Below are 17,661 nucleotides of genomic sequence, written 5' to 3'. Positions count from 1 at the left end.
CATCCGGCGTGCGGGGTGATCTCGACCGGAATGAGTGTTCTCGGTGGGGTGCGCCTACTTCGGCGCCATCCGGATCGCACCGTCGAGCCTGATCGTCTCGCCGTTGAGATAGTCGTTCTCGGCGAGGTGCTGGACGAGCGCGGCGTACTCGTCGGGGCGACCGAGGCGCGACGGGAACGGAACCTGGGTGCCGAGCGAGTCCTGTGCCTCCTGCGGCAGGCCCATCAGCATCGGTGTCTCCATGATGCCTGGCGCGATCGTGTTCACGCGGATGCCGTACCGCGCCAGTTCCCTGGCCAGCGGCAGCGTCATCGCGTGCACAGCGCCCTTCGATGCGGCATAGGCCGGCTGGCCGATCTGCCCGTCGAAGGCCGCGACGGATGCCGTGTTCACGATCAGCCCGCGGCTCCCGTTCTCGTCCGGCTCACTCTGCGACATCGCGGCAGCGGCGAGCCGCACGACGTTGAACGTACCGACGAGATTGATCTGGATCACCGTGTTGAACGTGGCGAGGGGGAGAGTACCGTCGCGACCGAGCACCTTGCCGGGGGTGGCGACCCCCGCGCAGTTCACGACGATGCCGAGCGGGGCGAGTGCGCTGGCCGCGTCAACGGCCGCCTGCACCTGGTCTTCGTTCGTCACGTCGGCGGCGACGAACCGGGCGTTCTCACCCAGCCGTGACGCGGCATCCGCACCGTTCGAACCGGGCAGATCGACGATGACGACGGCGACGCCGAGCGCGGCGAGCCTGGTCGCTGTCGCGTTGCCGAGACCTGATGCACCACCGGTGATGAGTGCGGAAATTCCGTCGAGCTTCATTGCTTGATCCTCCAGAGAACGAGTCACGTGCAGCCTAGGGGTGCGCCGTCAACCGCGGTGGCCGGCTTGTCGTGGCAGGCTGCTGTCGCCGGGTGCAGGAGCGACACCGTTGTGCTGAGTCCACAACTCTCGCGGCCGCTACAACCGCTCGATGATCGTGGCGTTCGCCATGCCGCCGCCCTCGCACATCACCTGAAGCCCGTATCGGCCGCCGCCGGTCTGCAGCGCGTTGACGAGGGTCGCGAGGATCCGGGTGCCTGACGCGCCGAGCGGATGGCCGAGCGCGATCGCTCCGCCCCAGGGGTTGAGCTTCGACTCGTCGACGTCGAACTCACGCTGCCAGGCGATCGGCACAGACGCGAACGCCTCGTTGACCTCGAACACGTCGATGTCATCGAGGGCGATGCCTGTGCGGTCGAGGATGCGGCGGGTCGCTGGAATGATGCCGGTGAGCATCTCGAGCGGATCGCTGCCGACCGCCGTGAACCCGACGAACCGCGCGCGCGGAGTGAGCCCGAGCTGTTCGGCCTTCTCCTCGCTCATGATCAGTGCCGCGGATGCCCCGTCGGTGAGTGGCGACGAGTTGCCCGCCGTGATGCTCCAGCCGATCTCCGGGAATCGTTCCGCATCGGCATCCGTGTGGAATGCAGGGGGCAACTGCGCCAGGGCATCCGCCGTCGTACTGCGGCGCACCGTTTCGTCGACGCCGAAGGTCGTTGTGGATCCGTCGAGCGCCACGAGGGTGATGGGGACGACCTCGGAGCTGAACAGGCCCCGATCGAGGGCGGCCGTCGCGCGGGCGTGTGAGCGCGCGGCGAACGCATCGAGTTCGGCGCGGCTGATGTTCCACCGGGCGGCGATGAGCTCAGCGGCGATGCCCTGTGAGACCAGCCCATCCGGGTAGCGGTGGGCGACCGCCGGGCCGAGGTAGTCCTCGCCCAGGGTGGAGTAGCCGATCGGCTGCTGGCTCATCTGCTCGACGCCGCATGCGATAACGATGTCACTCGTCCCGGCGATGATCGCCTGCGCCGCGAACTGGGCGGCCTGCTGGCTCGAGCCACATTGCCTGTCGACGGTGGTGCCCGGCACCGTCTCGGGGAATCCCGCGGCGAGCACGGCATTCCTGGCGATATTCGTGGACTGCCGGCCGGCCTGGGTCACACAGCCAGCGATGACGTCATCGATGAGCGCCGGGTCGAGGTCGACACGCTCGACGAGGCGCTGCAGCGTCTGGGCAAGCAGATCGACCGGGTGGATTCCGCTGAGGCCTCCCCCATGCTTCCCGCGCCCGGACGCGGTGCGGACAACATCGACAAGAACTGCTCGTGACATGGGGATCTTCTCCGATCAACTGAACGTGCCCTTCGAGCGTACGACGGATGCCTCCTGCCGGACCACCGCACGAGGGCCTGGCTTCTCGAGAGAAGCGTGGTGAGAGGTCGATTGTGCGAATCGTCGAGCTGGGGTGTCCCGTGGTTTTTCGGGCGTGTGTGACCGAAGGCGATTTACACTTTCTGTTTCAGACTTTTCGCGTGGTCAGTGACGAACTTCGTGTGATCGCGAGAGGGCCGCTCGTACGAGGCCGCGACCGGGCGTTCGGGGATGGTCACCTTCTCCGGTTCACGAGGTTCGTACGGGATTTGATCCAGCAGATGTTTGATGGAGTTGAGGCGCGCAGCGCGCTTGTCATCGCTCTCAATGGTCCACCACGGCGCGTAGGAGCGATCGGTCGCCGCGAACATATCGTCTTTGGCTCGCGAATAGTCTTCCCAACGGGTGATCGAGAAGAGATCGGTGTCTGAGAGCTTCCACCGGCGCATCGGATCTTCCAGACGCGAGTGAAACCGCTGTTCCTGAACGGTGTCCGAGACGGAAAACCAGTACTTCACGAGAATGATGCCGTCGTCAACCAGCATCTTTTCCACCTGGGGAACCTGCTCGAGGAACCGGTGGTACTGCTCATCGGTGCAGTACCCCATGACCCGTTCAACGCCGGCACGGTTGTACCAGGAGCGATCCATCAGGACGATTTCGCCGGTGGTCGGCAGGTGCTCGATGTACCGCTGAAAGTACCATTGCCCCTTCTCGCGTTCACTCGGCGTCGGAAGCGCAACGACCCGTGCTGAGCGTGGGTTGAGGTACTGGATGATTCGTTTGATCGCGCCGCCTTTACCCGCAGCGTCTCGACCCTCGAAGATGACCAGGACACGAGCCCCGGTCTCGATGATCCATTGCTGCATGCTCACCAGTTCCGCCTGCAGCCGCTCGAGTTCCTGCTCATAGAGGGGCTTGGAAACGCGTTTGATGGTGCCCGACTTATTCGACTTCGACATAGTTGTCCTTTTCGCTACACCACTGACTTTCAACACCGACCGCACGATCATAGGGGCTGCCTGACCTCTGCGCGGCGATAAACGACGAATGCCTCCTGTCGCGCGGCGTCCGGCACTCGGCCTCGCCCCAGCGAGCTGCGGGTAAAATCGGCGGATGGCCATTTCGAAGATCCTCCTCTACTACGTCTTCACTCCCCTGGCCGACCCCGACGCGATCCGGCTCTGGCAGCGTGACCTTTGCGAGTCACTGAACCTGCGTGGTCGCATCCTCATCTCGAAGGACGGCCTCAACGGCACGGTCGGCGGCGAGCTCAACGCGGTCAAGAAGTACCTGAGGAAGACACGCGAGTACCCGGCATTCAAGAACCTCGACATCAAGTGGTCTGAGGGCACCGGTCTCGACGACACCGGCGCGAGCGCTGACTTCCCGCGCCTCGTCGTGAAGGTGCGCGAGGAGATCGTGTCGTTCGGTGCTCCCGGTGAGCTCGAGGTGGATAAGAACGGTGTGGTTGGCGGCGGCACAAAGCTTCAGCCGGCCGAGCTCCACGAACTCGTCGCCGAGCGGGGCGATGACGTCGTCTTCTTCGACGGGCGCAACGCGTTCGAGGCGGAGATCGGTCACTTCAAGAACGCTGTCGTCCCGGATGTCTCAAATACCCGCGAATTCGTCGCCGAGCTGGAGAGCGGCAAGTACGACCACCTCAAGGACAAACCGGTTGTGACCTACTGCACCGGCGGCATCCGTTGTGAAGTTCTCTCCGGCCTGATGAAGAGCCGGGGTTTCGGTGAGGTCTACCAGCTCGACGGCGGCATCGTTCGCTACGGCGAGACGTTCGGCGATGAAGGACTCTGGGAGGGCTCGCTCTACGTGTTCGACAACAGGCTGTCGATCGACTTTACGGACTCGGCCGCGGTTGTCGGCGAGTGCGCCGTGTGCGGCACGCCGAGCAAGCGAATGCAGAACTGTGCGGATGCCTCCTGCCGCGTGCAGATGGTGCTGTGCAATGAGCACGCTGCCGCTGCCCCGCTCTGCGAGGAACACGCGGCCGCGAACGGCGTCGTCGCGTAGCTCGGCGGCCGGGGTCGGCGTCGGTTTCGGTGGCGAGTCGGCGGCGAGGTCGCGGGCATCAATTCCTCCACAACCATAAACAGGAGAATATTTCGAACATAGCTTCGATTTTCGTCTGTTCTTTGGTAAAATTTGAGCATGGTTCAGATCTCGGAGCAGATTCGACAGATTGCACAGAGTGTGTGCGATCGGATCGCTGCGCTTGAACCTCTCTCCTCCGCCGGTTCAGTAATTTCTGCCGCGGACCAGACGTTGTCTCTGCTGATTGATCGGGCGACTGATTCCGATCTGGAGGGGCTGCTGCGTGATGCGTCACGGTTGCGGTCCGAGGCGGATGCCGTGGTCGCTGCGACCGCTGGTGTGGTCGCGAAGCGTTCTGCTCGTGAGCTCGGTTACTCCGGGTTGGCCAAACGTCACGGCGACCACAATGCCGTCGACATGGTGCAACGATTGACCGGATCCACCCGGGTCGAAGCGGCGCGGCAGGTGAAGCTCGGTGAAGCGATGGGCGAGGCGGATGCCGCCACCCACCCGGTCGGGATCACAGGCTCCGGCGACGGCCTCTTCGATGGACTGGGCGGCGGTGCCGATGGTTCGGATGATTCTGGCAGTGCCGATGGGTCGGACGGTTCGGACGGTTCGGACGCAGGGTCCTCGGCGATCCGACCGGCACCCGAGATTCCGTGGCATGAACCCCTCACCCGCGCGGTCCGCGACCGGGTATTGAAGCCCGAAGCTGTCACGATCATCATGCGAGGCCTGGGCGAACCCAACGAACGCGTCAGCGTCGACGACCTCCGGATCTCGGCCGAGCAGCTCCTTACCGACGCCGCCGGCACCAACGCCGACGAGCTCGGCCGGCGGGCCCGGTTCCTCCGCGACCAAATCGATCCCGTCGGCGTCCGGCTTCGCTGGGACCAACACTTCGAGAACCGTAAATGGCGCTTCTCCCGCTCCGCCGACGGTGTGAGAACCGCGTGGGTCGAGTTCGACGACGAATCAGCCGCCTACATCGACCAGCTCGTCGGCGCCGGAATGCGACCCCGCCGCGGTGGCCCCCGCACGATCGACCCCGCCGACGCCGAACGCGCCCAACGCCTCATCGACGACCCCCGCAGCAACGACCAGCTCGTGTTCGACCTCCTGATGGCGACCCTCAAAGCCGGCGCCGAAGCCGACCCGAACACCGCATTCGGAAACCGCCAACCCGGCGTCCGAATCGTGATCACCCAGGACCAGCTCGACACCCGCGATGCCGACGGACACCTCACCGGCACCGGATTCAACGAAGACACCGGAGAAGCCATCCCCGGCAACATCATGGAACGGAACATCTGCACCACCGGGACCCGCCCTATCCGCGTCGACCAGAACAACAATCCGCTCGATGTCGGCCGGGAACAACGGCGCTTCACCACCAAGCAACGCATCGCCCTCGCCATCCGTGACGGCGGCTGCGTCTTCGAAGACTGCACCAGACCCCCGTCCTACACCGAAGCCCACCACATCAACGAATGGGCCGCCGACCACGGACTCACTAACATCGCCGACGGAATCCTCGTCTGCCGCGAAGACCACATGCTCATCCACAACAACGGCTGGAAAATCGTCCGCGACGGCACCAGGTACTCGGCCATCCCACCCAAGACTCTCGACCCCGAGCAAAAACCGCGTCCCCTCCGCAGCCGCTCCGCCCTGAAACAGGCCCCACCCCGAGCACTCGAACAACGAAAGCAACGCGAACAACGCGAACGACGCGAACAACGCGCCAGCCAGACGGCACAGGGCGACGGGGCACCGATACCCGGCGCAGACCCACCACAAATGCCCGCGGCAGCGCCGCGGCAGGTGCCGGGGTCGCCGGCGGGCCCGGCTTCACCCTCGGGGACCTCCAGGCCAGCGAACCGCGACCGCCCTGCCGATCCGCCGCGGGTACCTCGGCGTCGGGAATCCAACCGGCGGGTCATGGAAACCTGGTACACGCCGCCGGACCAGGGCGAAGGCTAGCTGGCACCGGCCGAAATCGGAGTCGAATGCGACGCTGAAATGGACGCCCCGCTGCAGGCGTGGACGCCACTTTCAGTTGCAGTACAACGCACAACGCCGCCGTAGCGCGCCCTGTGAAGAGCCCGCTACGGCGGCGAAGGTGGATGAAGCTATCGACTAACCGTCGGTGCGTCCGTCGATCTGCTCATCGAGGATCTCGTCGGCAGCCTCTGGATCGGCATCCGAGTTGTTGTAGTGCTCCTTGAGGACCGGGTTGTCACCCTCGTAGTCCTGCGCACGGATCTCGGGCGAGGAGACAATGTCCTCGCTGTATCCCTGTTCGACAAACTGAGCGTCAACGACCTCAGGGGTCGCGGCCAGTCCGTCGGGAAGGGCGTTCTTCGGCGATTCTGCGTCAGTCATGCGTATCTCCTTCGTGTTGCGTTACATCGACCGTATGCCGGAGCCGCACAACGCAGCAAGGGCCTTGCGAGCACGGCCCGAGTACGACAAGGAATGTGCAGCGCCGACTCCGATGGCTCAAACTGCTTACCCTGGACGGTGCCAGCTCTCCAGTTGTTCGATGTCGCGGATGCGACCGAATACAGCCATCAACGGAATCGGCGACAGCACCATCAGCCCGCCCGCGACAAAGAGCGTCCCCCGGAGGCCGATCAGCTCCCCGAGCACTCCGCCGACCAGAGCGCCGAGGGGGAACAATCCCATGATGAGCACTCGCATCGTCGCATTGACCCGACTCAGCATCGCGTCCGGGCAGAGCCGCTGCCGCAGGCTGACGTTCGTCACCGCGTAGATAATCTGACCGAGTTCTCCCACAGACATCCCGACCGCCGCGAGGAGAACCAGCCACCCGGGCTGGGAAAGCGGCGTCAGCAGGGCGAACGGACCGGTAACCGCGAGCGAGAGCCAGATGATCCTGACGCTCCCCACCCGGCGGGAGATCCGCGGTGTGAATGCTGCACCGATAATGGCCGAGACCGACCCCACAGACACGATCACCCCGATGGCAAGCGGCGAGAGCTCGAGGGTGCGGGACGCGAAGATGAACGTCACCGCCGACGCGATGGCGAACGAGAAGTTCCCCGCTGCACTCGCGAGCGCCGTTGCCCGGAGTATGCGGTTGTGCGCGACGAACACGAGCCCCTCGCGGATCTGTGCGCCGAGCCTGGGGCGATCGGGGTGAACCGGTATCGGTGCCTCCCGCGTGCGGATGGCGAGAAGACAGACGGCGGAGACGGCGAAGGTCACCGCCTGGGTCAGCACGACGTTCGCCGCGCCGATCACTCCGACAAGCCCGCCACCAAGGCCGGGACCGATGACCTGTCCTGACGCGCGGATAGCCTCCATTGACGAGTTACCGGCGAGCACCCGGTCCTTGCCGAGCACGACAGGAAGGTAACTCTGGTAGCCGACATCGAAGAACACCCGGGCAAATCCCGTGAGCAGGGAGACAACCACGAGATGCGTGATGTTCAGGATGCCGACAAGTGCGGCGAGAGGAATGGTCGCGAGCAGCAGCGCCCTCGCGATGTCGCTCGCCACGAGCACGGGAAGCTTGACCCACCGGTCCAGCCACGCCCCCGCCGGCAGACCGATGAGCGCGAACGCGAGCGTGGACGACGCGGTGACGAGGCCAAGCTCGATCGGCGACGCGTCGAGCGTGAGTACGGCGAGCAGGGGGATGGCCACGCCGCTGACCTGAGATCCCAGCTGACTCGTGGTCTGGCCGATCAGAAGCAACCGGAAGTCCCGGCTCCTGAACAGCGGTGCATCCGTCATGGCTTCCCTATTCTGCTCACGACCTCGCAACCCCACAACCGCCGTTCTGCTCCGGCCGGCCGCGAACCGAAGCGCTACCGCCGGGCCGCCACCTCGGCACCGGCGGAGGCCGACATCCGCCACGCCTCGACGGCCGGAACGAGCAGCAGGACGGCGAGCACCGCAAAAGCCCACCGATAGCCCAGCCCAACAGCACCGGCGTCGATCAAGGCAGCGCCGGCGGTCGTCGCACGCACGGTGAGCGCCGCGACCGCGATACCGAGCCCAACGGCCACCTGCTGCAGCGTTGACGCGAGGGTGTTCGCTCCCGAGGTGAGCGCTGCGGGCACGTCGGCGAACTGCACCGAGTTGTACCCGCTGAAACCGATCGACCGGAACACCCCACTCGCGAAAAGCAGCGCGGCAATGAGAACGACCGGCGTCGACGGCTGAATAAATGCGCACAGCCCGAAGACGACCGCGCCACACAGGTTGCTCGAGATGATCACCGTCCGGAACCCGAACCGGCGAATGAGCGGACTCGTCGCCGGCTTGATCACGACGTTGCCCACGAAGACGGCCATCACCAGAAGGCCGGCCTGGGAGGCGCTCCACCCGAACCCTGACTGGAAGAGCAGCACGAAGAGAAACGGCGCGGCGCCGATGAGCAGCCGGTAGAGGTTACCGCCGACGTTACCGACCCGGAAGGTCGCGATTCGGAGCGCCGACAGATCCAGCAGGGGATGCGCCGCCCGACGAAGCCGAACGAGCACAGTGATTCCGGCGACGACAGCGAGAACGAGCAGCCCCGCCGCCCAGAGCCACTCGGTCCGGCTCGCCCCGAGCTGCTCCATACCGAGCACCAGCGCGGCAAGCGCAACACCGACGAGGGCGAACCCTGCCCAGTCCAGCGGATTCCGCCCGGTCGGCTCTGTGGCGGGCACGAGCTTCAGTGCCGCCACGAACGCCACGATGCCGATCGGGACGTTGATCAGGAAGATCCAGTGCCACCCGACGGTGTCGGAGAGAACCCCGCCGATGACGGGCGCGAGCACCGGTGCCAGCAGTGCAGGCCAGGTGAGGTACGCCATGGCATCCAGCAGGTCTCGCTTCTCGACACTGCGCAGCACGGCGAGGCGGCCGACCGGCACCATCATCGCGCCGCCCACGGCCTGCAACACCCGCATGGCGACGAGCATGGGCAGGGTCGTGCTCAGTGCACACAGCACCGAAGCGAGAGTGAAAACGACGATCGCGAGCAGGAAGATGCGTCGCGTCCCGAATCGATCGGCCAGCCAGCCGCTGACCGGGATGCCGACGGCGAGGGTAAGCAGGTACGCCGTCATGGCGATGTTGATGTCGACGGCGCGAACACCGAGATCGATGGCCATGGCCGGAGCGGCGGTCTGAATGATGGTGCCGTCGAGGTTTTCCATGAAGAACGTCACGGCGACGAGAAGAGCGAGGGGCCTGTTGAGCGTCGCCGATCGGGTCATCGTCCCATTCTGCACGACGGCCATCGTCTGCCGGTGAGGGCAAACCCACCAGCGCCGGGCGCTCGCGCTCTAGGCTTGGACGCATGACAACGACGTTCCGCGCCTGGCTGGTCGAGAAGCACTCGGATGCTTCCGGCACTGCTTCGCAAACAGCATCCGTTTCAGAGCTCACCGACACTGACCTGATGCCGGGCGACGTCACCCTCGATGTGTCGTGGTCGAGCATCAACTACAAGGACGGCCTCGCCCTTCTTGGCAGGCCCGGAGTGGTTCGGACCTGGCCGCTCGTTGCCGGAATCGACGTCGTGGGAACGGTGACCGCGAGTGAGAGCGACCGGTTCTCTGTGGGCGATGAAGTGCTGCTGAACGGTGCCGGCCTCGGCGAGACGCACCACGGCGGCCTCGCCGAACGGGCGAGGGTCGACAGCGCGTCACTGGTTCGCGTTCCCGATTCGCTCGGGGCCCGGCGAGCCGCGGCGATCGGCACAGCGGGGTTCACGGCGATGCTCTCGGTGCTCGCGGTCGAACGGCACGGTGTGACTCCAGCGGACGGGCCGGTGCTCGTCACCGGGGCAGCCGGAGGGGTCGGGTCGATCGCCGTCGCCCTGTTGTCACGGCTCGGCTTCGACGTTGTCGCCTCGACAGGACGGGTCGACAGTAAAGGCGACTTCCTCCGCCGCCTCGGTGCAGCAACGGTGATCGACCGCGCCGAGTTGAGCGAGCCGGGCAAACCACTGCAGTCGCAGACCTACGCGGCGATCGTCGACCCCGTCGGAAGCCACACCCTCGTCAATGCGATCGCGCGACTCAACTACGGCGGTATCGCGGCGGCGAGCGGCATGGCGCAGGGCATTGACCTGCCCGGGACGGTGGTTCCGTTCATCCTGCGCGGGGTAACGCTCGCCGGCATCAACTCGGTCGACGCGCCGCTCCCCCTGCGCGAGGAAGCGTGGTCGCGACTCGCCACCGACCTCGACCCGGAGCTCCTCGACGGGCTGACCACCGAGATCCCCCTCGACCAGGCACAGGCTGCGGCCGTCGCGATCCTCGACGGCCAGCTCTCCGGGCGCACTGTCGTCGACGTACGCGCTTAGTCAGTTCGAACGGCGTGCGGTAGCTCAGCGAGAGCGGGACGGCTGTCGTCCGCGGCACCCCGCGCGTTAGTTGGTCGCGGCCGTTTCGGTGGGTGGTTCGGAGGACTCGGGTCGATCACTCGCCTCCGCCTGCTGCTCAACCGCCTCAGCCGCTGCTTTTGCGGGGGTCACTGCCTCCGCGGTCTTCCTGCGGCTGGCCGTTTTCCGGGGCGCGGCAGGGGTCTTGCGGGCCGATGCGGCCGGCTTCCTTGCTGCGGCAGCCTTCGCCGGAGTGACGGATGCCTCAGCACCCGATGCGTCGACAGCGGATGCTGCCGTCTCAACCGGTGAGACGCCCTCGCTCGCTGGTGCCGGAGCATCCGTCGCCAGTTTCGCAGCCCGCTTCGGCTTCGGGGTCACTTGCGGCGTCGCCTTGCGAGCTCTCGGCTGCTTCTTGGCCGGCTTCACGTCGTCCTGGAGCTTGGCCACCAACTCGAGCCCGTGCTTCGTCGTAATGATGACGCGCGAGAACTCCTCGTCGGCGATGTCGATCACGACGGAAGGCTTCGTGCCCTTGAGCACGAGGAAGTCCTTACCGCCGTGGAACTTCCACTGACCGACGGCAAGAGTAAGCGGAATGGCAGCTCCTGGAGCACGGATGCCGCGGACCCAGATCCATGGATCGTCGGTCAGCGTCGCCGAGCGAATGGCCGAGCGCGGGATGACGATGTTGTCTTTGCGTAGCGCGAGCGTCTTCTCAGCCGTCGACAGTGCGATCTCAAGTCGGTCAGGGTGAAGGTGAAGACGAGCCATGTTTCCAGTCTGCCGGTAGGGGTGGCGAATTCGGGTGGTGAAACCTCACAAAGAGGTAACAGCGGGGTTGTGGGCGGGCCGCTCACTGCATCGATCGGCGGACTGCCGCAGAAAAACGAGCCGAGGCCCGCTCTAACTGGGGGTAACTGATCAGACAGGTTTCGCGGCCGCTGCGGCGCGCGCCGCGGCGGGAAGCGCCTCGATAATGCGCCCGAGTACCGCGTCATCGTGCACGGCGGAGACGAACCACGCCTCGAACACGCTCGGCGGCAACGAGACCCCGCCGTCGAGCATGGCGTGGAAGAACGGCGCGTAGCGCCACGCCTCCTGCGCCTGCACATCGACATAGTTGAGCGGTGCATCGTCGGCGAAGACGAAACTGAACAGGTTGCCTGCGCGCTGCACAACGTGGGCGACGCCCTCGCGTGTGAACGCATCGGAGACAGCATTCGAGAGGGTCGCGGATGCTGCGTCAAGGCGCGCATACACGTCGGGCGTCGCGCGCTCGAGGGTCGCAATTCCTGCGGCGACAGCGACCGGGTTCCCCGACAGCGTGCCGGCCTGGTAGACCGGCCCTGCAGGGGCGAGGTAGTCCATGATCTCGGCGCGCCCGCCGAGGGCGGCGAGCGGCATCCCGCCACCGATGACCTTGCCGAAGGTGAAGAGGTCGGGCTGGTAAGCGGGGCCGTCGGCCACCGAGAGTCCCCAGTAGCCGGCGGCGCTTACGCGGAAACCGGTCAGCACCTCATCGAGGATGACGAGCGCGCCGTACTGGTGTGCGAGGTCGACGAGTGCGGCGTTGAAGCCGGGAAGCGGTGCGAGCACCCCCATGTTCGCGGCGGCCGATTCCGTGATGACGGCGGCGATCTGGTCGCCGCGTTCCTCGAAGACGACCCTGAGAGCGTCGAGGTCGTTGTACGGCAGCACGAGAGTCTGCCCCGCGGTCGCCTCGGTGACACCGGCAGAACCGGGGAGCGCGAGCGTTGCGAGGCCGGACCCGGCCTGGGCGAGCAGGCCGTCGGAGTGACCGTGGTAGTGGCCGGCGAACTTCACGAGCAGGTCGCGCCCGGTGTAGCCGCGGGCGAGCCGGATGGCCGTCATGGTGGCCTCGGTGCCCGTCGACACGAGTCGCAGCTTCTCGATCGGGGCGATTCCGCCAGCGACGACCCGCGACTTCACGAGTTCGGCAAGCTCGGTCTCGGCGGGAGTCGACGCGCCGAACGAGAGTCCGAGGGCGGCAGCGTCCTGAACGGCGCGCACCACGTCGGGCTGGGCGTGCCCCAGGATGGCGGGACCCCATGAACCGACGAGGTCCACGTATTCGGCGCCATCGGCATCCGTCACGTAGGCGCCTGACGCCTTTACCAGGAATCGCGGCGTTCCACCGACCGACCCGAAGGCGCGAACCGGCGAGTTCACACCGCCGGGAATGGACTCTTTGGCGCGCGCGAAGAGTTCGTCGTTGTTCACTTGAGCCACCCTGCAACCTCGGTCGCCCAGTAGGTGAGAACGGCGTCGGCACCGGCACGGCGGATGCTGACGAGGGATTCCTCGATTGCCCGACGACGGTCGATCCATCCGTTTGCGGCGGCGGCCTCGATCATCGCGTATTCACCGGAGACCTGGTATGCCCAGACCGGAATGTCGCTCATCGCGGCGACATCCGCGAGCACGTCGAGGTAGCTCATCGCCGGCTTCACCATGACGACGTCAGCACCCTCAGACATGTCGAGGGTCGCTTCGCGCATGCCCTCGCGCCGGTTGCCCGGGTCGAGCTGGTAGCTGCGGCGGTCGCCGGTGAGCTGCGAATCCACGGCCTCACGGAACGGTCCATAGAAGGCAGAGGCGTACTTCGCGGAGTAGGCGAGGATCGCGGTCTCGACGAAACCTTCCTCGTCGAGGGCGGCGCGCACAGCGTCGACCTGGCCGTCCATCATGCCGGACAGACCGAGCATGGCAGAACCGGCGTGTGCCTGAGACAGTGCCATGTCGATGTACCGCTCGAGGGTCGCGTCGTTGTCGACAGCGCCGCGGGAGTCGAGCACACCGCAGTGTCCGTGGTCGGTGAACTCGTCGAGGCACAGGTCGGTCTGCACGACAATCGCGTCACCCACCTCGGCGACGAGGGCTTCGGTGGCGAGATTGAGGATGCCGTCGGGCGAGGATGCCTGCGAGCCTGTGGCGTCCCGCGTGAGCGGAACCCCGAAGAGCATGACCCCGCCGACGCCGGCATCGGCGGCCTCGGTTGCGGCCCGCTTCAGCGAGTCGAGGGTGTGGTGCATCACGCCGGGCATCGAGCCGATGGGGGCCGGCTCGGTCGCGCCCTCACGAACGAAGAGCGGAAGAATGAGTTCGGCTGGGTGCACTCGCGTCTCGGAAACGAGGCGGCGCATTGCCGGGGTTGAACGAAGTCTGCGGGGGCGGATTACGGGAGCATTCACACAGTTCAGCCTACGCTTTCGAGGCTGGGACCTCGCCGGGTGCAGACGCGCACCCGCCAGAGAAAACGCGCTCCTAGTAGTCGGTGTCCTGCGGCTGAGCTGCTTCGACCGTTGCGACAATCGAGTCGAGGAGTGCTGACACCGTCTGGTGCCCGGAGACGATGTCGACAGTCAGTCCGTAGCTCGTGGCATCCTTCGCGGTTCGCGGCCCGATCGCGGCCACAAGCGTTGACTCCGGCAGGTCACCGAACTGTCGGACGACCTGCTCGGCTACCGAACCACTCGTGACGAGGATCGCGTTGATGCGCCCGGACCTGACGTCGGCGATCACGTTCTCGGCGACGGGTTCACCGATGGTGCGGTACGCGACGACGGACTGCACGTCGTGCCCCGCTGCGGCGAGCCCCTCGCTGAGCAGCGGTTTCGCGATCTCCGATCGAAGGGTGAGGAAGCGCTTGGGTTTCGGTTCGAGCTGCATGAGCTCGGTGACCATTCCGCGCGCGGAGTTGTCCTTGGCCGGAACAAGGTCGACGCGATACCCAACGGCCTGGAGCGCCGCGGCGGTTGTCTCGCCGACAGCGGCAACACGCGTGCGCTCGGGAATCTTCACGCCCTGCGAGTACATCACGTCAACCGTCGTGGCGCTCGTTACCGTGAGCCAGTCGAACTCACCATTCGCGAGAGCCGCAAGTGCCCGCGTGAGGTTATCGGGGTCCTCGGTCGGCGCGAAGTTGATCATGGGCGCGACAACCGGTGTTGCGCCGCGGGCGCGCAGGTCGGCCGCGACACTGTCTCCCCACGGACCTCCGCGTGGGACGAGAATGCGCCACCCCTTCAGGGGTTTCGTGATCTGTGCTGCAGGCTTCATCGGGTCCTCAGTCTTGCTTCAGGGGGGCAAGTCGAGCTGCTCCCCCTGCCAGCAACTCGTCGGCAAGAGCGCTGCCGACGTACTCGGCAGTCTCAATGATGCTCGATTGGGCGGGACCGGAGAAATCGTCGGCGCCGACAGTCGCCGCGTGGCTGGCGTCAAGTTTCCCAGAACCGGTCAGGACAAGCTGGCCGGACCCGTCCGGGGCATAGACGGCACCGAGCAACGTAATGGCGCTCTCGCTCACTGTCGCGTGCGCGCCGATCGGTGCTGCACAACCCGCTTCAAGCCGGAACAGGATGCTGCGCTCGGCGACGGCCGCTGCCTGTGCTGACGAATCGTGAATGGCTTCAAGCGCGCCAAGGAGGTCATCGTCGTGTGCTTCGTCGCGGACCTCGATCGCGAGGGCGCCCTGAGCGGGGGCCGTCGGCCATGACTCGAGATCGAAATACTCGGTAACCTTCTCTGTCCTGCCGAGCCGGCCGAGACCGGCAGCGGCGAGCACGACAGCGTCGAGCTCACCAGAGGCGACAAAACCGAGTCGTGTGTCGACGTTGCCGCGGATGTCGATGATCGCGAGGTCCGGACGGCGAGCGGCGAGCTGCGCCGCACGCCGCGGCGAACCAGTTCCGACCCGCGCGCCCTCAGGCAGTGTGTCGAGAGTGAGCCCGTCACGGGCACACAGGGTGTCCCTGGCATCGGCGCGCGGCGGAACCGCGCCAATCCGGAGCCCGTCGTATTTCTGGGTCGGGAGGTCCTTCATCGAGTGCACGACCAGGTCGCACTTACCCGCGAGCAGGAACTCCCGCAGCGCGGACGCAAAGACTCCCGTGCCGCCGAGGCTCGAGAGAGACTCCCGTGACACGTCGCCGTGCGTCGTTACCGGCACGAGCTCTGTCGCGACTCCCGTGCGCTCGGTGATCTCCCGCGCGATGTCGCCCGCCTGCGCAAGCGCGAGAGCGCTGCCGCGCGTCCCAATGCGAAGAGTCACGGCTTGAGGCCTGCAACCGCCGGCTTGAAGCCGAGCCTCGCGTTTTCACAGCAACCGGGACGACACACGTCGTACCACGGGCCCAGGTCGGTCATCGCCGGTCGCTCGGAAACCGGCACGCCGTCGCGGCGCTCGAGCACGAGGTCGATGAGGCCTGTGACGTAGGCCTTGTGGGTGCCAGGAGTGGGAACACGCACCGAGTACAGCCCCGCCTCCTGCGCGGATTCAGTGGCCTCGTTGTCGAGGTCCCAGAGGACCTCCATGTGGTCGCTGACGAAACCGAGCGGAACGATGATCACCGCACGGATGCCCTTTGCCGGCAGTTCTGCGATGGTGTCGTTGATGTCGGGCTCGAGCCACGGCATGCTCGGCGGGCCGGACCGGGACTGGTAGACCAGCTGCCAGGCGAGCTCGGCCTCGAGGCCAAGCTCACGCTTGACCGACTCGACAACGACCTCGGCGACAGCGTTGTGCTGGGCCGCGTAGGCACCACCCTCGCCAAAGCCGCGTTCGGCAGGACCGGACTTCGCGGCATCCGTCGATGGAATCGAGTGTGTGGAGAAGAGGATCTCGACCTCTGTGGCGAGGTCGATGCCCGGGTTGTCGTTCTGGATCTGCACGAGACCGTCGCGTACTCCGTCGATGAACGGCGTCACGAATCCGGGGTGGTCGAAGAACTGGCGCACCTTGTCGATCGCGATGTGCCCGAACAGGCTCGTCTCGTCGAGCGCGATGGCGAAGTCCTCGCGGTACTGCCTGCAGCTCGAGTACGAGGAATACGCGCTCGTCGCGATGGCGATGAGCTTGGTGAAGCCGCGGTCGTTCGCCTCAACCAGCGCGTCACGCAGGTACGGGTCCCAGTTGCGGTTGCCCCAGAGGACGGGAAGGTCGATGCCACGAGAGGCCAGCTCGGCCTCGAGTGCTGCCTTGAGCTGCCGGTTCTGGTCATTGATCGGGCTGACCCCGCCGAAGTGACGGTAGTGGTGTGCGACCTCTTCGAGCCGCTCCTCCGGGATGCCCCTGCCACGGGTGACGTTGCGCAGGAACGGAATGACGTCGTCCTGTCCCTCAGGACCGCCGAAACCGGCGAGCAGAATTGCGTCATACGCGACGGGCTCGGTGATGTGCGGCTCGCCGGACGCTGCGGCCGGCGTTGCGCCGAGAACGAGATCGGTCACTGGATTACCTCGGGGATTTCTGCCGTCGAAATGCGACGGCCTGTGTAGAACGGAACTTCCTCGCGGACGTGGCGACGGGCATCCGTGGCGCGAAGATCACGCATGAGATCGACAAGTTCGGTCAGATCGTCCGATTCGATCGGAAGAATCCACTCGTAGTCGCCGAGGGCGAACGCGGACACCGTGTTTGCGATGGCTCCGCGGAACGCTGCGCCCTTGCGACCGTGGTCGGCGAGCATCTTGCTCCGCTCGTCGTCGGGGAGCAGATACCACTCGAAGCTGCGCACGAATGGGTAAACGGTGAGCCAGTTCTTCGCGTCGATGCCGCGGAGGAAGCCGGGCACGTGGCGCTTGTTGAACTCAGCTTCGCGATGGACCCCCATCGCGTTCCAGGTCGGAAGAAGGCCGCGAAGAATGCTGGTGCGGCGCAGTTCGCGAAGCGCCCGCTGAAGCGCGTCGGCCGTGTCTCCGTGCAGCCAGATCATGATGTCAGCGTCGGCCTTAAGGCCGGAGACGTCATAGAAACCGCGGACGGTCACACCGTCGCTCTCGACGCGCTTCACAGCAGAATCCAACTCAAAGACGGCATGGTCGCTGAGTGCGACCGGCGCCTGCGGGCGACGCAGAACCGCCCAGAGCGCAAATCCTGTCGGGTTCTCTTCGGGTTCAGAAATGTTTTGGGGCAGGGATGCCTCGGCAGAGGCCGGGTGAGTCATACCTAACATCATCACCCCTTAATCTCTCCCCGCCAAATGAGCGTGGCTTCCCCTGTGCATTGGCTCAACACGCTCGCCTCCGCGACCATTTCCGGCGCA

16 protein-coding genes are annotated in these 17,661 nt (G+C 65.8%); 3 read left to right on the top strand and 13 right to left on the bottom strand.

Going from position 1 to position 17,661, the window contains the following annotated elements; translation table 11 throughout:
* Positions 1–54: 54 nt before the first annotated feature.
* From C3E77_RS00625 to ppk2, 3 genes are all read right to left on the bottom strand, one after another.
* Positions 55–819, bottom strand: coding sequence for an SDR family NAD(P)-dependent oxidoreductase (locus tag C3E77_RS00625; RefSeq protein ID WP_108389881.1), 765 nt, complete (start codon positions 817–819; stop codon positions 55–57).
* A 138-nt stretch (positions 820–957) separates the two neighbouring features.
* Positions 958–2,151: a thiolase family protein gene (locus tag C3E77_RS00620; protein ID WP_108389880.1), complete on the bottom strand. Its 1,194-nt coding sequence runs from the start codon at positions 2,149–2,151 to the stop codon at positions 958–960.
* Positions 2,152–2,324: 173 nt separating this feature from the next.
* The gene (gene ppk2, locus C3E77_RS00615; protein WP_108389879.1) at positions 2,325–3,152 is read right to left on the bottom strand and encodes a polyphosphate kinase 2; all 828 of its coding nucleotides are present in this window, start codon (positions 3,150–3,152) and stop codon (positions 2,325–2,327) included.
* 154 nt (positions 3,153–3,306) lie between these two features.
* Here ppk2 and trhO point away from each other — a divergent pair, with 154 nt between their 5' ends.
* Together trhO and C3E77_RS00605 are read left to right on the top strand one after the other, a co-directional pair.
* A complete protein-coding gene (gene trhO, locus C3E77_RS00610; RefSeq protein ID WP_108389878.1) occupies positions 3,307–4,221 on the top strand; it encodes an oxygen-dependent tRNA uridine(34) hydroxylase TrhO in 915 nt (304 codons plus the stop codon).
* A 138-nt stretch (positions 4,222–4,359) separates the two neighbouring features.
* Positions 4,360–6,228 (top strand): DUF222 domain-containing protein, encoded by a 1,869-nt coding sequence (locus C3E77_RS00605; RefSeq protein WP_108389877.1) that lies wholly within the window; start codon positions 4,360–4,362, stop codon positions 6,226–6,228.
* A gap of 156 nt (positions 6,229–6,384) precedes the next feature.
* Here the strand turns inward: C3E77_RS00605 and C3E77_RS00600 are convergent, their stop codons facing one another.
* The 3 genes from C3E77_RS00600 to C3E77_RS00590 all read right to left on the bottom strand — a co-directional run bounded on the left by C3E77_RS00600 (position 6,385) and on the right by C3E77_RS00590 (position 9,482).
* Positions 6,385–6,630, bottom strand: a complete 246-nt coding sequence (locus tag C3E77_RS00600) for a hypothetical protein (protein ID WP_108389876.1) — start codon at positions 6,628–6,630, stop codon at positions 6,385–6,387.
* A 126-nt stretch (positions 6,631–6,756) separates the two neighbouring features.
* On the bottom strand, positions 6,757–8,007 hold the full coding sequence (locus tag C3E77_RS00595; protein ID WP_108389875.1) for an MFS transporter: 1,251 nt from the start codon (positions 8,005–8,007) through the stop codon (positions 6,757–6,759).
* A 74-nt stretch (positions 8,008–8,081) separates the two neighbouring features.
* The gene (locus tag C3E77_RS00590) at positions 8,082–9,482 is read right to left on the bottom strand and encodes an MFS transporter (protein ID WP_108392866.1); all 1,401 of its coding nucleotides are present in this window, start codon (positions 9,480–9,482) and stop codon (positions 8,082–8,084) included.
* 83 nt (positions 9,483–9,565) lie between these two features.
* Here C3E77_RS00590 and C3E77_RS00585 point away from each other — a divergent pair, with 83 nt between their 5' ends.
* Entirely contained in the window at positions 9,566–10,576 is a 1,011-nt protein-coding gene (locus C3E77_RS00585) for an MDR family oxidoreductase (protein WP_108389874.1), read from the top strand.
* Between the two features lie 66 nt (positions 10,577–10,642).
* Here C3E77_RS00585 and C3E77_RS00580 read toward each other — a convergent pair whose 3' ends face one another.
* From C3E77_RS00580 to hemQ, 7 genes are all read right to left on the bottom strand, one after another.
* Positions 10,643–11,368 (bottom strand): hypothetical protein, encoded by a 726-nt coding sequence (locus C3E77_RS00580; protein WP_108389873.1) that lies wholly within the window; start codon positions 11,366–11,368, stop codon positions 10,643–10,645.
* A gap of 150 nt (positions 11,369–11,518) precedes the next feature.
* Complete coding sequence (gene hemL / locus C3E77_RS00575; protein ID WP_418288050.1) at positions 11,519–12,838, bottom strand: glutamate-1-semialdehyde 2,1-aminomutase; 1,320 nt, start codon at positions 12,836–12,838, stop codon at positions 11,519–11,521.
* Positions 12,835–13,809, bottom strand: a complete 975-nt coding sequence (gene hemB / locus C3E77_RS00570; protein WP_108389871.1) for a porphobilinogen synthase — start codon at positions 13,807–13,809, stop codon at positions 12,835–12,837. Before hemB ends, hemL begins: the two co-directional genes overlap by 4 nt.
* A 73-nt stretch (positions 13,810–13,882) precedes the next feature.
* Complete coding sequence (locus C3E77_RS00565) at positions 13,883–14,677, bottom strand: uroporphyrinogen-III synthase (RefSeq protein ID WP_108389870.1); 795 nt, start codon at positions 14,675–14,677, stop codon at positions 13,883–13,885.
* A gap of 7 nt (positions 14,678–14,684) precedes the next feature.
* Positions 14,685–15,668: a hydroxymethylbilane synthase gene (gene hemC, locus C3E77_RS00560; protein WP_108389869.1), complete on the bottom strand. Its 984-nt coding sequence runs from the start codon at positions 15,666–15,668 to the stop codon at positions 14,685–14,687.
* Complete coding sequence (locus C3E77_RS00555; RefSeq protein ID WP_108389868.1) at positions 15,665–16,846, bottom strand: ferrochelatase; 1,182 nt, start codon at positions 16,844–16,846, stop codon at positions 15,665–15,667. Before C3E77_RS00555 ends, hemC begins: the two co-directional genes overlap by 4 nt.
* Positions 16,843–17,562 carry a hydrogen peroxide-dependent heme synthase gene (gene hemQ, locus C3E77_RS00550; protein ID WP_108389867.1) on the bottom strand — a complete coding sequence of 240 codons (720 nt, stop codon included), beginning with the start codon at positions 17,560–17,562 and terminating at the stop codon, positions 16,843–16,845. Before hemQ ends, C3E77_RS00555 begins: the two co-directional genes overlap by 4 nt.
* Positions 17,563–17,661 lie beyond the last annotated feature (99 nt).

This window comes from Mycetocola zhujimingii (genome assembly GCF_003065425.1).
GTDB lineage: Bacteria > Actinomycetota > Actinomycetes > Actinomycetales > Microbacteriaceae > Mycetocola_A > Mycetocola_A zhujimingii.
The sequence above is the reverse complement of the archived record's forward strand: the minus strand, read 5'-3'. Positions and strand labels throughout refer to the sequence as shown.

Coding starts and splice junctions, on each gene's coding strand:
- C3E77_RS00625 (WP_108389881.1), bottom strand. CDS start 819: ATGAAGCTCGACGGAATTTCCGCACTCATCACCGGTGGTGCATCAGGT.
- C3E77_RS00620 (WP_108389880.1), bottom strand. CDS start 2,151: ATGTCACGAGCAGTTCTTGTCGATGTTGTCCGCACCGCGTCCGGGCGC.
- C3E77_RS00580 (WP_108389873.1), bottom strand. CDS start 11,368: ATGGCTCGTCTTCACCTTCACCCTGACCGACTTGAGATCGCACTGTCG.
- C3E77_RS00600 (WP_108389876.1), bottom strand. CDS start 6,630: ATGACTGACGCAGAATCGCCGAAGAACGCCCTTCCCGACGGACTGGCC.
- hemQ (WP_108389867.1), bottom strand. CDS start 17,562: ATGACTCACCCGGCCTCTGCCGAGGCATCCCTGCCCCAAAACATTTCT.
- C3E77_RS00595 (WP_108389875.1), bottom strand. CDS start 8,007: ATGACGGATGCACCGCTGTTCAGGAGCCGGGACTTCCGGTTGCTTCTG.
- C3E77_RS00590 (WP_108392866.1), bottom strand. CDS start 9,482: ATGACCCGATCGGCGACGCTCAACAGGCCCCTCGCTCTTCTCGTCGCC.
- ppk2 (WP_108389879.1), bottom strand. CDS start 3,152: ATGTCGAAGTCGAATAAGTCGGGCACCATCAAACGCGTTTCCAAGCCC.
- C3E77_RS00605 (WP_108389877.1), top strand. CDS start 4,360: ATGGTTCAGATCTCGGAGCAGATTCGACAGATTGCACAGAGTGTGTGC.
- trhO (WP_108389878.1), top strand. CDS start 3,307: ATGGCCATTTCGAAGATCCTCCTCTACTACGTCTTCACTCCCCTGGCC.
- C3E77_RS00585 (WP_108389874.1), top strand. CDS start 9,566: ATGACAACGACGTTCCGCGCCTGGCTGGTCGAGAAGCACTCGGATGCT.
- C3E77_RS00565 (WP_108389870.1), bottom strand. CDS start 14,677: ATGAAGCCTGCAGCACAGATCACGAAACCCCTGAAGGGGTGGCGCATT.